This window comes from Paenibacillus sp. LHD-117 (assembly GCF_030929555.1).
In the GTDB taxonomy this organism is placed as follows: Bacteria; Bacillota; Bacilli; order Paenibacillales; family Paenibacillaceae; genus Pristimantibacillus.
In genome coordinates this window covers 1-22,191 of the sequence record NZ_JAVFVT010000001.1, presented here as the reverse complement: position 1 = coordinate 22,191, position 22,191 = coordinate 1, and the positions used below count along the sequence as shown (strand labels likewise).

15 protein-coding genes are annotated in these 22,191 nt (G+C 55.9%); 1 reads left to right on the top strand and 14 read right to left on the bottom strand.

Features of this window, described 5'->3' with window-relative positions; all coding sequences use genetic code 11:
• Positions 1-120: 120 nt before the first annotated feature.
• Genes RB620_RS00075 through RB620_RS00040 form a run of 8 tightly spaced genes read right to left on the bottom strand, consistent with a single transcriptional unit; the run spans position 121 to position 12,174 of the window.
• Positions 121-1,104, bottom strand: a complete 984-nt coding sequence (locus tag RB620_RS00075) for a carbohydrate ABC transporter permease (protein ID WP_308091460.1) — start codon at positions 1,102-1,104, stop codon at positions 121-123.
• Positions 1,101-1,994, bottom strand: a complete 894-nt coding sequence (locus RB620_RS00070; protein ID WP_308091459.1) for a carbohydrate ABC transporter permease — start codon at positions 1,992-1,994, stop codon at positions 1,101-1,103. The genes RB620_RS00075 and RB620_RS00070 overlap by 4 nt, the downstream gene beginning before the upstream one ends.
• Entirely contained in the window at positions 1,984-4,227 is a 2,244-nt protein-coding gene (locus tag RB620_RS00065; RefSeq protein ID WP_308091458.1) for a DUF5696 domain-containing protein, read from the bottom strand. The genes RB620_RS00070 and RB620_RS00065 overlap by 11 nt, the downstream gene beginning before the upstream one ends.
• On the bottom strand, positions 4,220-6,235 hold the full coding sequence (locus RB620_RS00060) for a YIP1 family protein (RefSeq protein ID WP_308091457.1): 2,016 nt from the start codon (positions 6,233-6,235) through the stop codon (positions 4,220-4,222). The genes RB620_RS00065 and RB620_RS00060 overlap by 8 nt, the downstream gene beginning before the upstream one ends.
• Before the next feature lie 53 nt (positions 6,236-6,288).
• Positions 6,289-7,137 (bottom strand): carbohydrate ABC transporter permease, encoded by an 849-nt coding sequence (locus RB620_RS00055; RefSeq protein WP_308091456.1) that lies wholly within the window; start codon positions 7,135-7,137, stop codon positions 6,289-6,291.
• Complete coding sequence (locus RB620_RS00050) at positions 7,134-8,111, bottom strand: carbohydrate ABC transporter permease (RefSeq protein ID WP_308091455.1); 978 nt, start codon at positions 8,109-8,111, stop codon at positions 7,134-7,136. Before RB620_RS00050 ends, RB620_RS00055 begins: the two co-directional genes overlap by 4 nt.
• The gene (locus tag RB620_RS00045) at positions 8,108-11,047 is read right to left on the bottom strand and encodes an extracellular solute-binding protein (RefSeq protein WP_308091454.1); all 2,940 of its coding nucleotides are present in this window, start codon (positions 11,045-11,047) and stop codon (positions 8,108-8,110) included. The genes RB620_RS00050 and RB620_RS00045 overlap by 4 nt, the downstream gene beginning before the upstream one ends.
• Complete coding sequence (locus RB620_RS00040; protein WP_308091453.1) at positions 11,044-12,174, bottom strand: ABC transporter ATP-binding protein; 1,131 nt, start codon at positions 12,172-12,174, stop codon at positions 11,044-11,046. Before RB620_RS00040 ends, RB620_RS00045 begins: the two co-directional genes overlap by 4 nt.
• A 408-nt stretch (positions 12,175-12,582) precedes the next feature.
• Here RB620_RS00040 and RB620_RS00035 point away from each other — a divergent pair, with 408 nt between their 5' ends.
• Positions 12,583-13,917 carry a family 43 glycosylhydrolase gene (locus RB620_RS00035; protein ID WP_308091452.1) on the top strand — a complete coding sequence of 445 codons (1,335 nt, stop codon included), beginning with the start codon at positions 12,583-12,585 and terminating at the stop codon, positions 13,915-13,917.
• Positions 13,918-14,022: 105 nt separating this feature from the next.
• On the opposite strand, the gene RB620_RS00030 is transcribed toward RB620_RS00035, so the two are convergent.
• From RB620_RS00030 to RB620_RS00005, 6 genes are all read right to left on the bottom strand, one after another.
• On the bottom strand, positions 14,023-14,256 hold the full coding sequence (locus RB620_RS00030) for a hypothetical protein (protein ID WP_308091451.1): 234 nt from the start codon (positions 14,254-14,256) through the stop codon (positions 14,023-14,025).
• Positions 14,257-14,344: 88 nt separating this feature from the next.
• Positions 14,345-15,124: a phytanoyl-CoA dioxygenase family protein gene (locus RB620_RS00025; RefSeq protein ID WP_308091450.1), complete on the bottom strand. Its 780-nt coding sequence runs from the start codon at positions 15,122-15,124 to the stop codon at positions 14,345-14,347.
• A gap of 185 nt (positions 15,125-15,309) precedes the next feature.
• Complete coding sequence (locus RB620_RS00020; protein ID WP_308091449.1) at positions 15,310-16,182, bottom strand: helix-turn-helix domain-containing protein; 873 nt, start codon at positions 16,180-16,182, stop codon at positions 15,310-15,312.
• A 722-nt stretch (positions 16,183-16,904) separates the two neighbouring features.
• Positions 16,905-20,525, bottom strand: a complete 3,621-nt coding sequence (locus RB620_RS00015) for an Ig-like domain-containing protein (protein WP_308091448.1) — start codon at positions 20,523-20,525, stop codon at positions 16,905-16,907.
• Positions 20,526-20,937: 412 nt separating this feature from the next.
• Entirely contained in the window at positions 20,938-21,531 is a 594-nt protein-coding gene (locus RB620_RS00010) for a chloramphenicol phosphotransferase CPT family protein (protein ID WP_308091447.1), read from the bottom strand.
• A 227-nt stretch (positions 21,532-21,758) separates the two neighbouring features.
• Complete coding sequence (locus tag RB620_RS00005) at positions 21,759-21,992, bottom strand: hypothetical protein (RefSeq protein ID WP_308091446.1); 234 nt, start codon at positions 21,990-21,992, stop codon at positions 21,759-21,761.
• Between the last annotated feature and the right edge of the window lie 199 nt (positions 21,993-22,191).

The following is a 22,191-nucleotide window of genomic DNA, read 5'->3' as shown; positions in this document are numbered from 1 at the left end:
CCCCTTTCAAATTCGGCTTTCGTCGCTTCCGGCGAGGGCTCATCCGTCTTCCTTCCGTCAAACCATGGTCGGTGTAGCGCGGATTCGCCTCCGCATCACCTCCTTTCCGCTTAAGTCGCCTTATTCCACGATTCCCGTCCGCTCGATGCCGCTGACGAACCACTTCTGCAGCACCATGAAGATCAGAATCGGAGGCAAAATAATCATGAACGCCGCGGCCATTTTGGTCCCTTCCGTAATGGGATTGACGATGGTGCGCGTGTTGCCGAGCAGGGTCGGGTTCAATATTTCCTCCAGCATGTCGAGCCGGATCGAAAGCGGCGTGAACCCTTTGGTCAGAAACATCGACGGCTCGTAATACAGGTTCCAATACCAGATAAAGGAGAACAGGAACACGACGAGGCAAGCCGAACGCGCGAGCGGCAGCATGATGCCGGCGAACAGGCGGAACGTCGACGCCCCGTCCAGCTTGGCCGCTTCCTCCAGGCTCGGCGGCTGCGCGCGGAAAAACTGCATGAAGATCAGTATGAACAGCGCCGCTTTCACGCCTTGGCCCAGCGTGGCCGGCACAAGGAATACGAATAACGTGTTAAGCAAGCCGAGCTTGCTGAAGATGACGTACAGCGGAATGATAATGACCTGCGGCGGGATGACGAACGTCAGAATGATCAGCGCCACGAACAGCGCCCGGAACGGCACCGACAGGCGGGCCAGCGCGTAGCCCGTCATGGAGCAGACGATCACCTGCATGACGGAGCAGGTCAAGGCGATCGTCGACGTGACGAGCAGCGCCTTCGGATACTGCAGGCCCTCGAATGCCTTGGCGATGTTCTCGAAGGTGGCTTGCCTCGGAATCCAGCGCACCGTCGGGTCGTACATGTCGGCAAGCGTCTTGAGCATCGTGCTGACCATGTACAAAATCGGCTGCAAGTACAGATACGCCACGACGGAAAGCAGGAAGTAGATGACCACCTTGGCGAGCAAGCCGTCCGACACGCTCCTGCCCATGACGACGAGCTTCGCCTTCTGGGCGCCCCGGCTCCAGAACAACGTCTGCAGCCCTTTGCCCGCCTTGGTCAGTCCCAGCTTCAAATCCTCGATCATGCGCGCCCCTCCCTTCTTCTCAGATGGCGCCCGGATACGGCGAATACGATGCCGATCAGGACGAAGATGAATGCGAAATAAATCCATGCCAGCGCGCTGGCGTAGCCGTAACCCGTATCCACCTTGAACATGTTTTCGCGAATATGCGCGATGACGGGATTCAGCGGAAAAGTGAACAAATCGATGATCGTATACAGCACGTTCAGCGTGATGAACGGCACGCAGGCGGGCAGCGTGATTTTCCAGAAGCTGTCCCAAGGCGTGGCTCCGTCGATGCGTACCGCTTCGTAGATCGACGGCGAGATCGTCTGGAAGCCGGCGACGAAGATCAGAATCTGAACGCCGGAGTACCAGAGAATCAGCACCGCGTTGCCCAGCACGGACATGACGGGTTCGGCGAACTGCTGACCCACGTATTCGATGACGATCGGCTCCAGGTTGTATTGGTCCAGGAACGGAATTTCGCCGACCTCCTGGGTGAACAGCTCGGATAGCACCTGCCCCGTCGCGAAGATGACCGGCAGGAAGAAGAGCGCCCGGTACAGAAACCGGCCGGGAAACTTCTGGTTCAGCAACAGCGAGATGAACAGTGCGAACAGCACGATGATAGGCACCATCAGCAGCATTTGCTGGATGTAGGTAATGAGCTGCACGGGAAATTCATTGTCCTTCAGGAAGGCGTCCCGGAAGTTCCGCATGCCGATCCACTCGTATTTGAAGCCGCCTACGCTCACCTGTACCTTGTTAAAGCTCATGAACAGCGACCAACCGACGGGAATGACGACGAACGCCGCGAAGCCTAGCAGCCACGGAAGCATGAACAGCAGTCCGGTCCCGTATCTTGAGCCGTGGTAACGAAGCTCGGCGCGTCTTCTCTCTCTAGCTTCCATCCGTCGCGCCTCCTCTCTCCACGTGGAATGTGCCGCTGTCGTAGTCGACGACGACCCGCGTGCCGTCTTCGTAGTCGGTCGCAAACCGCCCGTCTTCGAGCTTCTTATGGTCTTCGATCCGCTGATCGTAGACCGAAGCGAGCTGCTGGAACGCCTCGTATTCCGTTCCGATGCGGTCGAGCCACTTCTCGTATTGGCTGCTGTACAAGTAGTTGGACGCCGAATATCTCAGCGTGCGGGAATCCTCGTACGTCAGGAAGAAGGAAGGCAGCGCTCCGTATTCGATCGCCCGCAGCAGCTCCTCCTGCGAGTTGTTCCGCAGGTTGCCGTCGCCGAACGTGTAATCGGCGTAACCATGCACGACCATCGGATAGAACGGCACGGTCTCGTCGACCAAAAAGTCGTAGCTGGAATCGCTCGGCAGCATCGCGATGAAGTCCGATTCGGCGAGCGCGTAATCGTTGCCTCGGTAGACGCCGGCAAGGCCCAGCGTCTCCCGCGTATAGCGCAGCAGCCCTTCGTAAATGCCGGCCGTCTGGGCGCGGGTCGTTACGTCGCCGCTGACGTAATCGTTAAAGACCATCTCGCCCAAGTAGTTGTAGAGCATGCCGGACACGCCGAGCTCCTTGAGCTTGCCGATCGTCTCGTACGCCATCGCCACCGTTCGCTCGGGTTTGCTGATGAACCAATCTTCGTAGAGATACACGGTACCGTCGATGCCGCGGATGCCGTTATTTTTGCCTGGAAGCGTCGACTGCGCCTCGTTGACCCACACGAAATCGTCCTCGAACCAGACGGGGAAGCCATAATCGTCCATCTTGCCGATAAAAGATCGGGCAGCCTGCTCTCCGCCGAGCTTCGATTCGATGGGCAACCGTTTGTGCATGTCGTAGTCGCCTTCGTTCTGCCAGCCGTAATAGACGATGTTCATGTTGCCCACGCCTTGCGCGGCGACCGCGGCGACGATGGTCTCCGCTTGCTTGAACGTCGTAGCCGCGGCGTATCGGGTCCCGCCGTAGGCTTCCTCGTAATTGCCGCCCATCAGCTTCAGATACAGCGGAACCTGTTCCGTCGGCCGAAGCCGCTCGCCCAGCCGACCCTCCGCCTCCAGATAGTCGCGGTACGACTTCGCCATGCCGGAATACGTCGCGTCTTCGCCGGTGAGGAACCGGTATTCCACCTCGCGGTCCAGCTGCAGCCGCTCCTTCTGGACGGAGCGGATCGGCGTCGCGGTACGGCCGACGAGGTACAAATATTCCTCGCGGAACAAATGTCCGGCGTGCACGCTGTAGAACGACGATTTGAGGCCGGGCGGCATCGCGTTGACGACGGCGGATTCGCCGCCTTGCGTCAGTACGGCCAGGTAGGCGTCGTCCCCGTTTTTCAGCCCGAACACGGGATAGGCGATATTCTCGCGCCGTTCGCCGCTGCGCGTCCAATTGTTCGCGTTGGTCAGCTCGAGGCCGTATACCTGATGGGTATAGCCGCGGGACAATCCGACCCGCTCCGCGTCGAACTTGATAAGTCCGCCGGGACCGTCCGGCACGAACAGATAGCCGTCGTCCGACGGTTTCGAAGCGCCGAAATAAGGGAGCAGATCTAGGCTGAAGACGGCGAACTCCCCCGTCTCCGCCACGCCGTCCGACGGGATGCGCGCCTTGAGCCCGCGATCCGTCAGCTCGTATTGCAGGACGAACGACAACCCTTGATCGGCGAAGGTGTAAGACACCTGCAGCACGTTTTCGGATTTGCGGTAGCCGACCGTCAGCCCTTTGGTCAGCGCGTTCGCCACCTGGCGGATCGTCTGGTCCTTGCCCTCCGTCTTGACGTACGTCAGCACGAACGGCGACTTCAGGTTGTCGAGCAACGCGCCTTTGACCGCTTCGCCGGCGAGCTGCGCGTCGTCCGGGCTGCTCGTCCAGCGCTTGCCCGATGCCCGGTCCAGCAGGGCGATGGCCGAGGAGGACGGGTTCGCGTACAAGACGAACCGTTCCGTCGACAGCGCCTCGGCGAAGCCGTCCGGCCCCTCTTCGGGACGCCAGGCAAGCTCTTCGCCGAGAAGCGACTCGCGAGGGAGCTCCTCCTTCGCGATGCCCGCATGCTCCATCGCCGCGGCGGGAGCGATGTCCCCGCCATTGATCAAACCGATCAGCAGCAGCAGGAGCAGTCCCGTCAAGAGGACGGCCGTTATGATTTTGACGCGCAAGGAAAGGCGCCGGAAGTAGTTAACCAATGAACGTCGCCTCCTTGTACAGCTGGTAGAAGAAATCGTAAAGATTGTAGGTCAGCCCCGATACGATCAAGACAAACACCCAGATAATGCCGATCGCGAACGCGGTCAAGCCCGTATTTTTGAGCGTCTCGGCAAAATCGTAATTATGGATCACCTGCGTCATGACGATCAGCATGGCGGCGGTCCATAGCAGCATCGCCGCGTTCAACGCGTCGATGATGACCCGCTCGTCGAGCGTGACGACATTCGAGAGCACGATCAGAGGCACGGACAGGAACAAGTACGGCGCGAGCGCAAACGTGCTGCCCTGAATGACCTCCCGGAATCGTCCTTCCCCGTCCCTGACGCTGCAGACGAGATAGTTGGCGATGATCCAGGTCAGCCACGGCACCGCGAACCAAGCAAGCTCGCTCATGAGATTGACCTGGGACAGCTCCACCGGATTGAACAGAAACCCTCTCAGGTAGACGTCCGCGATTTTGACGCCGACCACGGCCGCCAGCAAAAGGAAAATGACCTTGGCCGATACCTTGGACTCTTTCAGCTTGTAGAACCCTTCGTACGGGTGGAACATGATCGTTCGGAAAATGCGCAGCTCCTCGAGCGGACGCTCCCATGAAGCCGGCGGCGGATACCGCCGCAGCAGCCGCTTCGCGAGACGCGGGGCGAACCAGATCGCCGCTAACGCCGTTACGGCGATCAATGCCGCCCAGACGAAATGCTGCTGCAGCCATCTAAGACGGATTTGCCAGAAAGCGTCGGAATAATTATCCGTATCGAACGCCGTTCGCAAGTAACGGAGCGCCTTATTGTAATCGCCTTGCTGGAGATAGGCCTTGCCAAGCCCCTGGAAAGTGCCGTTATACATGTCGTTGCGCGCGTACACCCGATCCCAGGCCGCTTCGCTTTCCTCGTAGCGGCCTTGCCGGTACAAGGCAAGCGCCGATAGCACGTCGGTGCCGAAGTCGGTCCGAACGAACTTGTGCACCGTGCCCGTTTTGCCGTCCGCCACCCAAATGTTGAATTTCGAGTCGACGGCGATGCCCGTCGGAAAGCCGATAACGCCGAATTGCTGCGTCTCCTTGTCGATCAGTCCGAAGTGGAACAGCGCGTTGCCCGCTTCGTCGTAAATATCGATGCCTTCGGAATCGGTGTCGGCGCTGTACAGGAAGCCGTTCTCGTCCGACACGACGTCGACGATGCCGTGGCCGTTCAGCAGCGTCTTGTTCTTGAAGGCGTCGACGCCGCCGGCGTTCAGCTTGCGGATCGCCCCGCTGCCGAAGCTGCCGGCCGTCGCGGTCAGCAGGAAGCCGTCCTTGTCCGCGGCGACGTTGACGACCGGCAGCGGCAGGCTCGCCTGCTCCTGCGCCATCTGCTCTTTGTTCAGCACGAGCTTTTTGATCCAGCTCATGACCGTCCCTTTGGCTTTGTTCGCTCCGAAGAAACCTTTGAATTCGCCTTCCGGGCTTAAGCGCACAAGTCCTTGATACGCCGAGTTCAAGCTGATGTACATGACGCCGCGGCGATCGACGACCAGCTTGGTCGGGATGAAGGAGACGCCGCCGAGCAGGCTGGACTCCGGCTTGCGGTATTCGCGCGAATAGGTACCGTCCTTGCCGAATACCGCGATCCGCTGATTGCCGGAATCCGCGACATACACTTCCCCGTCGCCGCTGACGTACACGCCTTGCGGCGCGTTAAGCTGTCCGTTCCCTTCGGCGTCGCCGATGACGCCGGTCACTTGCCCGTTCTGGTCCAACACTGCGACTTGATTGCCCGCTTTGTCCACCACGTATACCGTGTCGTCCGCCGCGACGTGCACGTCCGCGGGTTCGCCTAGCCGCACGCCGCCGATGTCGGCCGGCTCGTAGATCGGCTGGAGCCGAAGCCACGTCGACTGGTTGGCGTCGTAATAGCCCGTTCGGTACGGAAGCTGCGCGTGGACGGCTTGCGGCAACAATCCCGCGGCGACGCCCGCAAGCAGCAGCATCAGGATGAATCTTCTCATGGCTACGACTTCCTTTGTTTTGAAATAATGACGTTTGCTTGTATCTTGGAGGCCTACTTGATGCCGGAATGCACCATCGTCTCGAGCACCCGCTTCTGGAAGATCAAAAAGATGATCAAATTCGGCAAGAAGAGGAGCAGCCCCGCGGCAGCCGCCATGTTTTGGCCGGCGACGCTGTTCTGCAGGCCGTTGATCAAGCTGTTGACGTAGAAGGCGAGCGTCCGCATCGTCTCTTCCTGCATGAACAGCGTCGACGTCTCGATGTCGCCCCACACCGCCTGGAACGTCAGGATCGCGATCGTGGCGATGGCCGGCGCCGACAGCGGAACAACGATTCTCGCGAAGATGAGCGCGTGGCTGGCGCCGTCGATTTTGGCCGCTTCCAGCAGCTCATCCGGAATTTGCGAGATGAACCCGATCAGCAGGAACACGGCGACAGGCGACGCGAGAAGCGGCAGCAGATGGCCGAAATACGTATCGTTGATGCCGATTCCGCTGATGATCAGATAGCGCGGAATGCCGACGGTTTCCGGTGCGAACATAAGCGAGAGCGTGATGAGCGACATGATGAGCGCCTTGAAGTGGAATCGGTATTTGCCGAGCGCGTACGCCGCCATCGTGCTGACCAGAATGACGCCGGCGAGCGCGAGCGCCGCCACGAGCAAGCTGTTGAACAGGTACCGGGTGAACGGCACCGTCGCGTTCGACGCGTGCAGGAACAGCAGCTCGAAACTCCGCAAGGTCGGATTTTGCACCAGGAACCTCGGCGGGAACAGGAACAGCTCGTTCTGAGGCTTGAACGCATGGTTGAAGATGAACAAGATCGGCAGCGACATAAACGCGGCGAGTGCCGTGAAGCTCGCGATCAGCCCCGCCTGGAACCATGACCATTTGCGCTTCATCCTCGCGCCTCCTCTCTCTCGCCGAACAGCCGGTACGCGAACCGCATCGCGAAGAAGCTAAGCAGCAGCAGAATGACCGAGACGGCCGACGCGTATCCGAGCTCGAAGCGGATGAACGCGTAATCGTCGATATGATTGATGAACAGATGGCCGGAGTAGGACGGCGTGATCGGCATGCCCGTCAGCTGGACCGAGATGCTGCCCGCCTTGAGCGTGCCGACGATCGACATGACGGCGCTGAATAGCATCTGCGGCTTCATCGAAGGAAGCGTGATATAGAACACTTCCTGCAGCCGGTTGGAGACGCCGTCGATGCGCCCCGCCTCGTACAGCTCTTTATTTACCGTCTGCAATCCCGCGAGCATCGCGAGAAAGCCGACGCTGAAGCTGATCCAGAGCGAGACGACGATCATGATTTTGAGCAAATATTTCGGATTCTGCAGCCAGATGATCGGGCTGTCGATCCAGCCCATGCCGAGCAGGAAATCGTTGACGTACCCGACGCGGTCGCCGCTAAAGGCCGCGATCCACACGACCGACAACGCGACCGCTCCCGCCATGGACGGCGCGTAAAAGGCGAGCGTGTAATAATCCCGGATGCGCAGGGGAAGCTGATGAATCAGCCACGCGAACAGGAATGCCAGCAAATACCCGCCGGGTCCCACGAGCAGCGCGAACAGAAACGTGTTCGGAATTGCTTTGGTCAAGAAAATGATGTCCTGCGTGAACAGCGCGATATAGTTGTCGATGCCGATGAACCGCAGCTCCCCGAAGCCGTCGTAGGAGGTAAAGCCGAGAAGCGCCGCCATGAACACCGGAATGATGATGAACACGAGAAAACAAATCAGAAACGGCGCGAGAAATACGTAACAAAACAAGTCCTTCCGGAGCTGCCGGAAGAAGAGGGCTCCCTTCCGCCGCACGGATGCCGCGCGGCCGGCCTGAGGCCGGTTCGTTGCAAGCTCGGCGTTCATTCGTCGCCCTCCTTCCATTCGTAAGGTGTCGTCAGTTGCGGAATATCGAGGTTATGCCCGTCTTCGATACCGAAGTCTTTCTGCCTGCGCCGCATCTCCCGCTGGAGCGACAGCTGCGCCTCCTCCAGCGACTCCTGGGCCGGCATCGCCTCCAGCACGGTGCGATTCCAGGCGAACTCCATTTCCCTCGTCAGGAAATAATACCCTGGCACGTACGGCATGTTTTTCGCCCAGCGCGCCTGCTCCCGCAGCGTCTCCACGTCCCCGGACGGCCATACGAGCGACTGCATCGCCTTCAGGTTCGCCGTGTTCCATCGGAACTCGAGGCCGTAATACGACTCCAGATCGCTGGCGTATCGCGTCTGAATCTCGTCCGAGGTCCACCATTTCAAGAACTCCCACGCTTCGTCCTTCCGCTCGCTCTTCTCCATGATCATGCCGGCGGACAACGCCTGCGGCGACCAGCGCTCCACGACGCCTTCGTCGTTCTTCACGCCGGGCAGCGGCGCGATGCCCCAATGGCCGGTAATTTCCGGTGCGGCGACCTGCAGCTGCACGTACGTATTGAAATCCGCGATGCCGAGCGGAATGTCTCCGTCGCGGAAATGCTGGAAGAAGGCGGGAACGTCGATCGGCAAATTATGTTTCACGTACAGATCCGTCCACATGCGGAACGCCTCCTGCGCTTCCGGCGACGTCAACTGCCCGTTCAGCCCGTCCGGGCTGTATACTTCCGCCCCATGCTGGAAAAAGATCGTCGCGAAGTCCGCTTTGGGATAGCTCATCGTCATCCCGTTCTCCTGCAGCGTGGGAAGCATGTCGAACATGTCCTCCCACGTGTCCGGCACGGAGAGCCCCAGCCCCTCGAGCACGTCGGTCCGGTAGAACAGCACCTGGAAATTTTGCACCTCCGGCAAGCCGTACAGGCCGCCATCGTACATGAGCGCCCTCGCCGTGCCGGGCGCGAATCGCTCCAGTACTTCTTCGTAATCGGGGAAGCTGCTCAGATCGTATGCCGCGTTCCGCATCGCGAAGTCGGCCGGCGTCGACTCGGCAACGCCGAGCGCCACGTCCGGCACCTCGCCGGCGGCATTGCCGAGAATAAGCATATTGGGATTCGGCATCAGATTGATGTTGACCGGAATGCCCGTGCGCGGCGTAAATTCCTGATCGACCAGCTCGCGCAGCAATTCGGCGTAATCGCGCCCGCGCTGCACCCAGATCGTCAGAGCTTCCTTCTTGTTGTGCGCCCTCGTGTCGTAGTCCAGGTAGAACGAACGCGCGAATTCCGTAATCGCATACGGGATCCGGCTAGCCAGCGTCGACGTCTTGAGCCCCGTCTCCGTCACCGGCGTACGGACCACGATGTAGTCGAGCAGCAGCGGCTGGTGGGTGAGCGTCGACAGCAGCGTCCCGATTTTGTTCTGGATGGTGGAGAAATTGTTGATTTTGACCGGTATTTCGTCGACGTCCTTCGCGAGCTCCTCGAGAATGCCGATCGATGCCCGCAGCGATTGCGACAGATCGGAATCCCGCCCGTTCAAGCCGTCGATGTAGTCGCGGATCCCGTTCATCCGCTCGATGAATCCGGCCATTCGCGCTTCGACCTCGGGATCGAGGCTCCGCATATTCCACGTGCGCGTAGAGTCGATATTGGCGTCGAACGACGATTTGCTGTAATTGCCGGTCAGCAGCCGGATTTCCCTGTCGTAATCGGCCAGATCCGCGAGTGCGGCCTTCAGCGCCAGGAACACGGGCTGCAGCGGCGTCGAATCGGATGTCAGCCTGAGCGTGTGTTTGCCGGCATCGAGGTAGATCCGATAAGGCTCCCCGTCCTCGCCGGACAAAGGATGGATGACAAACGACTTCTCGTTCGGCACGCCGTATCCCGACAGCTCCCGGAACGGCACCTCGCCGTCGATCGAGATCGTCCGGTACGCCTTAAAGCCGTTGCGGTAATCCTGGAACGACTTCAGATCGATTTCGTACCAGCCGTCCGCGGGCACGGAGAAATCCCACTCCGCCCATTCCCCCGGCAGCCTCCAGCGCCAGCCGCCGAGCACGTTGTACGTGATGCGCCCCTTCGGGTCGGGCGAGATGTACGGCTCCGACCAATAATCGGTCTGGATCGCGACGCTGGACTTTCGGTCGACGCGTTCCGCCTCCAGCAGCTCGAACCAAGGCGCAGGCGATGCGTCCCCGGCAGGCAGGGCCGCTTGGTACGCCTCGTAATCCGGCAACGGCTTCGGCGCCCGGAACGACAGGTCCGACAGCGCTAAGCCCTCTCTGACGCCCGTCAACCGGATGGTATGCTCGCCGGCTTCCAGCTTGAACAGCAACGGCTCTGACGAAGCGGCGAAGTGGACCATCGGACCTTCGATCCATTCCGTGATTTCCGTCTGGGTCGGCCGGATTTGCTGGCCGATTTCGTTCGTGTCGTACGGATATTTGGAATCCTTGAACATGCGCTCGAACTCGATGCGCTGCGCCTCCGCGAATGGATAGGCTCCGTCGATCTGGATCCCTCTGACCGCGGAAGCGTTCCCTCCCGGCAGCGGCTTGTAGCCCATATGCAGCTCATACCAGCCCGCTCGTTCCGCGCGGAAACGCCATTCCACCCATCCCTTCTCGTTTTTCCAGGATAGGACGCCGCCGTCCGCAGCCAGATCGGCATCCTCCGAAGCGCCGCTGTATCCCGTTGCGGCGAACGGGATTTCCGGGAGCCCGGTATCGGCCGTCATGCCGCCTTCGAGCATGAGATTGACGTAATTCGGCAAGCCGTCCGCGGGCTCGAACGCCATTAGCGCGTCGAGCGACCTCTCTCCCGCTCGCACCTCGGCTTCGTCTCCTCCAGCCCAGCGAACGATGCCGAACACCAGGGCTGCCGCAATCGCGAGACGGAGCAAAACGTAGAGCGTTTTCTTGCGCCGCTTCATCCTTCATCTCCCCCCGCCGCGAGTGACACGCCCGTCTCGCGATCGAAGAAATGCGCTTTGTCCATCTTGAACGAGATCCGCACGGCGGCGTGGCGGGCGTAATCCTCATCCGGCTGCACACGGCAGATGACCGTCTCTTCGCCCAGCTCCACGTAGACGTACAGATCGGCGCCAGTCACCTCGCTCATGGATACGACTCCACGATGCCAGCCCGGCAGCGGTTCGCCCCCCGTATCCGGCATCAAGCCGGCATGCTCGGCCCGAACGCCCATGACGACCTGGCGAAGCGACCGCGAATCCCGGCTGAGGCCCGACGCGATGCGATCCGGAATCGCGAGCTTCAGCCTTCTGCCGCTGAAATAATAGACGCCGTCCTCGCGGATGATTGATCCCTCCAGGAAATTCATCTGCGGCGAGCCGATGAAGCCGGCAACAAACCGGTTCGCGGGCTTGTCATACAGCTCGCGCGGCGGCGCGACCTGCTGGATGACGCCGTCCTTCATGACGACGATGCGCGTTCCCATGGTCATGGCTTCGACCTGGTCGTGCGTCACGTATACCGTCGTCCTCTTGAGCTCGGCCTGCAGCTTGATGAGCTCGGCTCTCGTCTGGGCCCGAAGCTTGGCGTCGAGATTGGACAATGGTTCGTCCATCAGGAACACCTGCGGCTCCCGGGCGATCGCCCGGCCCAAGGCGACGCGCTGCTTCTGGCCGCCGGACAGCTGATTCGGCTTGCGCTCCAGCAGATGCGAAATTTCGAGTATTTTGGCCACCCGGTTGACTCTCAGCTCGATGTCGTGCTTCGCCGTCTTGCGCAGCTTAAGTCCCAGCGCGATGTTTTCGTAGACGGACAGATTCGGATACAGCGCGTAATTCTGAAACACCATCGCGATGTCCCGGTCCTTGGGCGATACGTAGTTGACGTATTTGCCGTCGATGTACAGATCGCCCTTCGATATTTCCTCCAGCCCCGCGAGCATGCGGAGCGTTGTCGACTTGCCGCAGCCCGAAGGCCCGACGAGCACGAGAAACTCCCCTTCCTCGATATCCAGATGGAAGTCGTTCACGGCCGATCTCTCTTCGCCTTTGTAGTTTTTATAGACGTGATGGAACGTAATGCTTCCCAACCTCACTCACCTCTTGTACCGTAATGGAGCATGGCGTCGCTGCTCGTTTGCGTCCGACCCTCCCGCTTCCCTTTCAGTGTAGAGCAATTCCGGATGCTTCCAAATGAGCCAATCGCAAACTTTCCATTCCGCATTTGGCTTGTTCGAGTCGGCGAAACTATGATCTGTGCCCCGGAAAACTGCTCAGTCGCATGTCCGAGCCTCATTTATTTCCGACAAAATGTAACCGCTTCCGCGAACCGTCGCGCTGAAATCGCCGGCAGCGCAGGACTGCGTAGCCGAAACCCTATTGTTTTGTCCTGCATTGTTTGCGATTGCCTCATGGCGGCCGGAGACGCGCTGCTTTATGCTGTTACAGAAAAGAAGGGGACATTTCCCCATTCCTATTGTCCAAGGAGGCAGCAAGCCATGAACCAACCGAAATTGCCCGTCGAAGCGATCCGCTCGGCAGGCGTCAACCCCGTCATTACGTCGATCTTCACCGCCGATCCATCCGCTCACGCGTGGGAGGACGGCAGACTGTATATTTACGCTTCGCACGACATGGATCCGGCCCGCGGCTGCGATCTGATGGACCGGTATCACGTCTTCTCGACGGAGGACATGGTCAACTGGATCGACGAAGGCGAAATTTTGCGCTCGGACGACGTAGCGTGGGGCCGGCCGGAGGGCGGCTTCATGTGGGCGCCTGACTGCGCGTACAAGAACGGTACGTATTATTTTTATTATCCGCATCCGAGCGGCTCAAATTGGAACGATTCCTGGAAGATCGGGGTGGCGACGAGCAAGGAGCCTGCCAAAGGTTTCGTCGATCAAGGGTACATCGAAGGGCTCGGCGGCTTCGCAATGATCGATCCTTGCGTCTTCGTCGACGACGACGGCCGGGCGTACATGTATTACGGAGGCGGAGGCGTCTGCGCGGGCGGCGAGCTCGCGGACGACATGATGTCCATGAAGGGCGAGCTTGTCCCCATGAACGAAATCGAGGATTTTCACGAGGCGGCGTGGGTGTTCAAGCGGAACGGCCTTTATTATTTGACGTACGCGGACAATCTGGAGGGCAACAACCGGATGCATTACGCCGTCAGCGACAAGCCGCTCGGTCCATGGACCTACAAGGGCATCTTCCTTGCACCGACGGGCTGCTCGACGACGCACGGCTCCGTGGCGGAGTACAAAGGCAAGTGGTATTTGTTCTACCATAACCAAGCGATCTCGGGCGAAGGCAACTTGAGAAGCGTATGCATCGACGAGATCGCGTTCGAAGAAGACGGCTCAATTCGAGTGGTCGAGCAAACGACGAGCGGGCTTCGGTCGGCCGGCGACTTGTCCGCTCCGCATCCGAACCCGGACCGTTATTACGCTGTCGACGGAGTGACGGAAGGCGGCGCCGGCCTCAAGCAGAGCCGGAGCGGCATCACCTATGTCGGCGGGCTGGATCAGGAGGGCTCGTCCATCCGCTTCGATCGCGTGGACGGCGCGGACGGCGGCCGCGCCGCGATCTATGTGCACTACGCGACGGGCGAACGGCTGGCGAAGCTTCGCCTCTTCGTGAACAGCAAAGACCATTCGCTGCTTAACCTGCCGTCGACCGGCGGAGAAGACGCGTTCGAAGGCATCGCCGCGTTGACCGTCCCTCTAAAGCCGGGTCAAACGAACGAAATCCGTCTCGCGGGCGGCAGCGGCGCAGCCAGCATCGATTACGTGATCGTCGTGCCGTTCGGACGCCCGGAAAACGCCTGAGGACCGATTCAAAACTGTATTGCGGTTCAAGGTCATCCGCCGATCGGCATAACGCTGGTCTGAGACGGCAAAGCCGCCCGCGATCGTTCGCGGGCGGCTTTTCATTCATTCGATATTGGCGTTAACGGTTCCGGCAATCGCTCTTTTAAGCTCTTCCTTGGAAGCGAAGCCGTGCCACTTGCCCTCCGTCATAAAGGCGGCTTGTTTCGCGCATCCGACGCATTGGGACTGGCAGCGATCGATCTCGATCTCGACGCCGCCGGCTTGAAGCTCGTTCAGCACGTCCCCGTACTGATGCCGCGTCAAGTTCGTTACGCAGCAGCGAATTGGCGAGACCAAGCGCCCTCCTCCCCCGGCCGTATTTGACTGACACGATGTTTCGCTCGGCGAAACGGTTCCAGCTTCGCGCTTCGGCGCAGTCGACATATTAGCAGGATTCCTTCGGTACGAAGCCCGCGTACGCGGACTTGCCGTCCTTCGCGATCAGCGGACCGTTGCGGAATACTTCGCCGGTATCGGGATGTTTGGAGCCGTCCACGGAATATTGGATGACGTACCCTTTGCGCGTCTGCGTCTTGCTCAGATTCGGCGTGCTGCGGTGGAAGAGAAGCGAGTGGAACGCGACCATGCTGCCTTTTTTGAGCTCGACCGGAATGCCCTCGATGTCCCCATAGTAGCAAATCCACCCGAGGTCGGTTTTGATATGGGGGACAAAACCTTTGCGATGCGTGCCGGGCTGCACCCAGATGCAGCCGTTCTCGACCGTGGCATCGTCGAGCGCGAGCCAGCAGGTCAGGTAGTGAACCGGATCCGTCGGCACGTAGCCGTTATCCTGATGCCAAGGGAAGTCCTTGCTTGCTTCCGGGCGTTTGTAAACCGATTGGTCCCAATACAGCTTCGTGTCGGGTCCCAGAATCGTCGTCGTAATGCCGACGAATCGAGGATCCGCGATGAAATGCTGGAGCTTGGAGCTTCGGAAATTCAGGTTGCCCGTAAAATTGATCTGACTGGCGAGATTAATAAAATCCTGCCCTTTCGTGCGGAGCGCTTGCTCGGATTCCTCGTCGAAACCGTCGATAATGCCTCGAATCTCATCCATCTCCTCGGCGCCGAACAATGAATCGAAAACGATATACCCTTGCTCCTCGTAGTGTTGCATTTGTTCTTCGGTAATGTTGACGGACTTGCCTGCGTGTACGGTAGACATTCGGATCGCATCCCTTCGTTAGTGGTCTTCGCCCTTCTGTCTCCATTATCCGCGGACCGGCGTCCCCGATCATTAAAGCGGTTCCACCACTTGTGGTAATTTTTCCACCCCGGCGGCATTTCGGCGAATGCGGCTTGCAGTCGTCGGCCGGATCATGGCCATAACCCCCCGCCTTTGCATTCCGGTCATTCTCTCGCTCCGTACAAATCCGTCCGCTGCAAGGCGAGGTAATTTTCCCGGTATTCTCCTGGCAGCATACCGAACCGGCTCTTGAACTGCTTGCACAGGTATGAGGCGTCCGTCATGCCGCAGGATTCGGCTATCGCTTCCAGCGTGCCGTCGGTTCGCTCGAGCAGCTGCTTCGCCCGGTTCAATCGCATCCCGCGCAGCATCTGCATAGGCGTGACGCCGTATTGCGCCGCGAACGCGCGGTCCAGGTAATTGGCGTTCAGCCGAAGATCGGCGGCCAGCTCTTCTCGCGAAACCTTTTCATGCAGCCGGCCCGACATCATGCCGATCAATCTGGCGAACCTGTCGGCCGATGACTCGAACGCGGCTGAGCGGGGCGGTGCGCCCGCTTGCTCCCAGCCCGCCATGATCAGCTCCATCAGCTGCAAGGCGGCGGACGTCAGCCTCAGATCTCGGAAGGAGCCCTCCTGATTGTCCCATGCAACGAGCAGCCGCTGGAAGGCGGCTTCGTAACGGGCCGGCTCCGGGATGGCAACAACCGGCGACACGCGGAACAACTGAAACAGATCGAAATGGTTCGCGAACCATATATTGGTTTGCATCCACAAGTGGGTGCCCTTCGTCTCCGCGCATTCCGAGAATGGCAGATGCGGCGGGTGAAGCATGACGGAGCCGGCTTTAACGCGATGCGTTTCGCCTCCCGTCTCCGTCTCCACGTCGCCTTCCTTCACGTAGCTGATGATCCAATTCGGGAATGAACGCGACTCCAGCCGCAGCCGCGAATAAGACGCGCTGCTTACCGTAATCAACTGCACGGACCAGGGGCCCTGCACCCAGTCCGCTTTTATATCCGTACTGCCAGCCGCCATCAGCCATTCCCCCACTATGCGTTTATTAGAGCCTAAAGTTCGGATCCCGCAACGATACGTAATGGAAGTATTCGCGCGAGAAGATGCGATAATTATTTGGAGAAAATAAAGTATTAGACTGGGGTCGTTGATTTAACGCGGTTTTGATTTGAAGAATCGTCAACTTTTGAAAAATTAGTTTTAGACTGATCCATTAAAAGAATCAGCGGCGGACCAAGACTTGATAAATAAAGTCTTAGACTGTTGCTGTAGTCATTCAACTAAAGTTCGAACGTTAGCGCAACGATTCTTCAGTAATAAAAAATCCAGCAGGGTAGTGCTCATCTTCTTCCGAATTTACATCAGGATACCGATTGAGAGTTATCGTGTTCGATTAAATATTCTTTTGCCTTAACGTCTCGACATTTTGGTAAGTGAAAAGCTTGCAATCCATTTTGAACGATCCCGAAAGACAACAATAACATCGGTATTACAATCGTTACAATCCCAAGAGTCTTCGAGCCACTCTTCAGCTTCTATCCATATTTGACGCTTCGAATAGTTTATATCTGACTCCCTTGTATTCAGCCATCGTTCTCTGTTAGAATTGACCACTTTTAATTATTTATAGGAATCTCCGTTACATCAAGGGTTATTGGGCAATCATTCCGAAAGTTGAGTTATAATTTCTATTATGGCAAAAAAAAAGCCGAGCGCTGTAACACTCGGCCTTCCATTACCCGTCACCCCACAACGATCTCAATTGGATCGCTTACTTCCTTCCCTGTCTGCTTGGCATAGAAGGTAAGCGTTTCGCCAGCCGTCAGTTGCACAGAATGTAGATCAATGGCGAATGCGGCTCCAGCACTCTTTTGAAAGCTTTGCGAGCCTATTATTGATCCGTTTCGTACGACGTAGATGGTGACAAAATCATTGGCACCCAATAAGTTGATATCGTAGGTGCCGTGAATTTGTCTAGTCTCCTCGCTTAATTCGCTTGTAATGAACGGAGTAGTTGACTTAGGAGAAGTCTGCAAAGTGAAATACACGGGAGCACTAGGAAGCCTTCCTGATTCCTTAGCAACGACATAGAAGCGATCGCCGCCACGGAAGAAAACGTAGTTCATGGAGAAGTACCACTGTCCCGTTGAATTACCTGCTTGAATGCCTGCTACAAGCAGCGTTCCATCTTCTCTATAAACACTGACTTTGGATCCAGGGCTCGCCGATCCGATGAGCGTTGAACCCCCGCTGTACACCGGCCCGCTAATGCTTACTGGGCTGGATTGTTCGGTAAGAGCCTCCAGGGTGATAACGAGATTATCGCTCACCAGCTTTCTCTCTGCATCGGCGCTCAGAATGAATTGGTCTCCCGGCTGCGGTAGGGGTTGATTAGGCAGTACGATCCCGAATTTACCATCTGCGCCAGCTATTATGTCACGGATAAACGTACCTGTCGCCGTCCTGAATCGAAGAATAGAGTTTGGTTCCGAGATCCCTCGAATGGTATATCCCGCCTCCGCATAAGCAGGACCGGTCAAAGTTGGAACGGGAGTAATCTCGCTTGGCTGCAAAGCCGTGAATACGAATGGAGCGCTCTCCTTCTTGTTGGGAGCGAGGGCCGTGACTTGATATTGCCTCCCCGCAACAAGCTCCCCGTAATAAAAATTAATGCTGGCGGACCCCGATGATGTGATCAGCTGACCAATAATAGTTCCATCCATTTCCTTGACATATACCGTCATTCTAACTTGATCCACGGTTTTGACAACAATGGTCCTAAGATCGTAATAGACATCTCCCTCAACTAGAGGCGTATCCGTTAAAGGTCTTGTCTGAACAACAAAGCTGGTCGGTTCGCTTATCACCATCTCGTAGCCTTTTGCCGTGATATACAAGGTCTCGCCGGCAACAAGAGGCTCCGTTAACCGCACGGAATAGTCGCCGCCAAATCTTACCTCGTCGGCTGTTCCTTCACCAATTACCGTACCATCGGAACGTTTCACCACAATCGCCGCTTCACCTTCTGCCGTTCCGGTTATTAAAGTATCATCTTCATACACGATAGCCTGCACAGTCGGGTTTGCGGTAACGACAGTCGGCGCCATGACAGTTAGGATAACGGGATCGCTTTTTCTTTTATTATTGGCCTGGGCATAGAATAGAAGCTGTTCGCCTACCTTTAACTTGTAGCTGTCGGGAATATACAGGCTGAAAGAATTTCCGAGATTATTATGATAAGAACTGATTACCGTTCCGTCCAGCTTGGTTAAGGTTATGGCATTCCCCCAATCCTCGAGCGTGCCTCTCACGAACTTCGTATCATCATATACCGTATTCACTTGAGGAGTTGCAGTTTTAGGTCTTTCGACTACCGTTATCTCGAGCTCTCCACTGCTCCATCCGCCGGCCGTATAGAACGTCACGTACAGCTTATCCCCGTCATTCAGCACCAAGCCCGGATTATGTTCAAATAGGTTCGTGCTAAAGAAGGGATCGTACTTCCATTCTTCTTGCCCTTCCGGGAACGTACGGAGCCGAGTCCCATCCTCTGTCTCAACCTTGGCCATAAAAGGTTCCTCCAGGTAAAACACGCTGCCGTGAATATATCCGATATCGGAATAGACAACCTCTCCAACCGATGGCTCCGGCGCTTCTTCTTCAACAATCTGATTCGGAAGTGTCAAATTCTGACCAGCCACTACCGTGTATGGCTCGCTGTAGTAGAGGATAATGCCCAAGTCCATATTGAACGTATAGGTACCAGGCAGGACGTTCTTGAATGTAAACTGCCCTTGTCTCGTCGTGATATCGATGTATGTCTCCGTCGTTCCGTTCACGCCTCTAAGCTCAACCCGTTGAGTGCTTATAGGCAAGGGACTCGGTCGATCATATTCCTTATAAAATAACGTCCCCGTCACGGTCGCCGTAGTAGGCTCCGTTGGCCCCGGTCCCGGTGTGCCTCCACCAGGAGTGCCGCCTCCCGGTGTTCCGCCGCCAGGGACGCCTCCTCCCGGGCTTCCTCCACCTGCACTAGGAGCAGCTCCTCCTCCCCCTCCTCCGGCAGCGGGAGCCGCCGGCTTCATGGAGTCGGGAATATCGGAGCTTTCGGCTTCTCTCGATAACTGAATATCTGCGATCGTGCCTTCGCCGGAAAGCCTTGTTTTACTTTTCAGATCAAGCTGCTGTACGGCAGCGTCCTTGTGCAGCTGAATATCGTTTACCTCTATATTCGGCTGAACGTCAAGCGTCCCTATACGTCCGGAACGGATCGTCAATGAATCGATATTCCCGCTGACCGTAATGTGGTCGAAATCCCCCGAGAATACAATATTCCTCGCTCCTGCATCTCTGTTAGAAGCAGGAACGATATTCACGGCAACGAAGCCCTTCCCGGAGCCTTCCTTCTCGAGAACCGCGCTGGACCGTACTTGCGTATCCTGAATGGAGGTAGATCCCTCCGCTACCACTCTTACAGGGGCGTCCTCGCGATTGACTTCCAGCCTTCCGATCCGGCTGTCGACGAGATGAACGCTGTTCTCTCCCCCGCCTTCGATGCGAGTAACTCCCTCGACCTTGATTTGCTTCAGATAGACTTCTCCATCGCCAATATCCTCAGAGAGAATCAGATCTCCGAAAATATGCATATTACGCAAAGTAACATCCTCAGCATGAATCGTGACATCACTATGTACATATTGGAGCTTATTGGTGCCATAGGTACCGGCATCATCATAAGACACTGCGCTTGCTTCCCATGCGTTCTTAATGGCAACAACCGTCTCCGCTCGCGTCATCAGACGCTTCGGAGCGAACGTGCCGTCCTCTTCCCTCACCATAATCCCCTGAGAGACGACGCTTTCGATAGCCGCTTTACTCCAAGAAGGAATACGATCGCCGTCTTGGAAGCTTATAGAGGCCGATAAGGAATCGTCAGCCTTGGGCGGAACGATCTTCGATAGGATCATGGCGCTTTCTTGCTTGCTTATAGGCAGATTAGAACGGAACGTCCTGTCATTGAATCCATTAATATACCCGTAGGCGATTGCTTTCTGAACCTCCGGGTATTCCCAATCCGACGGCTTCAAATCTTTGAAGTCGACCTTCTCTTGAATCATATACCGGAATGCCCGATTAACGAGAGAAACGAATTCGGCTCTAGATACTTCGTTGTCCGGTCTGAAGGTCTGGTCCGTATAGCCTTTAACAATTCCTTTGTCCAGCCATTCCCGGATATCTGCTTCCGCCTCGTGACCGTTAATATCGGTTACTTGGACGGACTCGGCATTTGCCGTGCTGTAAGACGCGAACATGAATAACAATAGGAATAGTCCTGCAAGTCTCGATCCGCTCAATTTCCGCACGAATTCGCACGCTCCTCAACAATTCATTAAGAAACCTTCTATCCGTTTCCTATCATTGAAAAATATAACAATTGATATACCTATTCCATTATAGGCTCTTAATAACGTCCTATCAATGACAGAATTTCATACCCCGGCAATCGATTCAGCGATACCCCTGAACAAAAACTATCAGCTCATCGCGGAACAAATTGTGAACCGCTACGTGACTTCTGTTTGGTAAAAATAAAGTATTAGACTGAACGATTAAGATAAAGCAGTGGCAGACAAAGAATTGAGAAATAAAGTCTTTGTCTGCCACTGTTGTCATTCAACTAACGTTCTCCGTTAGCTTAATTCCGAAATCTTGTGGGCAGACCGAGGGGCAATAGCCCCAATGCTTGAACATGTTGTTATCTGATGGATTTGCCTACTATGAAACACTAATCTCTCTTTTACTTAATTTCTTAAATGCAGAGTAACCCTGATCGGACTTAATAAAACTTAATATTTTATCGGCACATTCGGTTGGACTCAACTTTTCCGTATTTACTTCAAGATCATATTCATTATAGGAATATACTCTGTCGAACTGGGAATGTGCTAGTCCAATTATTCGATCTCCCCTGCTCTGCTCTCTTCTTGTGAGTTCTTCTTTCGAGCATCGTACGCCTACAAACAATATAGGATGATCAACAAGTAAATTATAGAAATCATTAAAGTACTTGTCATTTGCGATTATGGTATCTACTATTACATTAAAACCCAGTTCTGCTAACAATTTAATTGTCGAATGGTACACTGAGCATATGGAATGATCAACTATTTGTGAGACAACTTGATGATCTATTCCTCTTGGAGGTTCATCTGGAAATTTATTATTAACAAAATCATTGTAATTATTAAAAAAATCATCAATTGATAAATGATAAAAAGGAATTTCTTTCTGACTTATCATTTCAGTCGATATGGAGGTCTTTCCAGAACTTGACGTTCCGTTCAAAAACACAATGAGTCCTTGCTTCACATGAATCACCCTTATCTATAAGATTTGCGTTTCATTCGGACAACCTTATTTCAACAAATTTCATTAAATTATCCAACTGATAAAATATTCGAGGAACGATTCAACTATCCTGCCCTTTAGCTTAATGGAAAATGGAGTAGTCTGCTGGGCTGGCAAGCAGGCTACTCCATGATGATTAAACTAGCGTTCCTCGTTACCTTAACAAGGTCGAAGTGATATATCGCATTTTATCCTTCTAATTTCTTAAACCCACAGAAGTCAAACAATGCATATAAAATTTCTAAGCTGCGCAATGGTGAAGCTTCTATTTCTTCTCTTTCCAAAATATCTAGTGCTATCCATGCATCACGATGGGTTTTATTGAAGAAGCCGTTTTCTAGTCCATAACAACCTTTTCCGACTGCATAGCCGAATGCAATACACCTATTACGTTTTATGTTTGTGGGGTTGCCTGCCGACATTTTCCATGCCCACAACTTAGATAATTCGACTATATAATTGCAATCGTCATTGAACCAGCCGTGGTCCCATGTGAAAAAGCCGGTTCAACCCCTGAATTCTTGAGTCTAGGACACTTAACGCACGTGCTCCTCAGTATTGCTTAAAATTGCTCAGACTTTCACGATTAAAGGCTCCACTTCACCAGTCGTCGCGGCAACA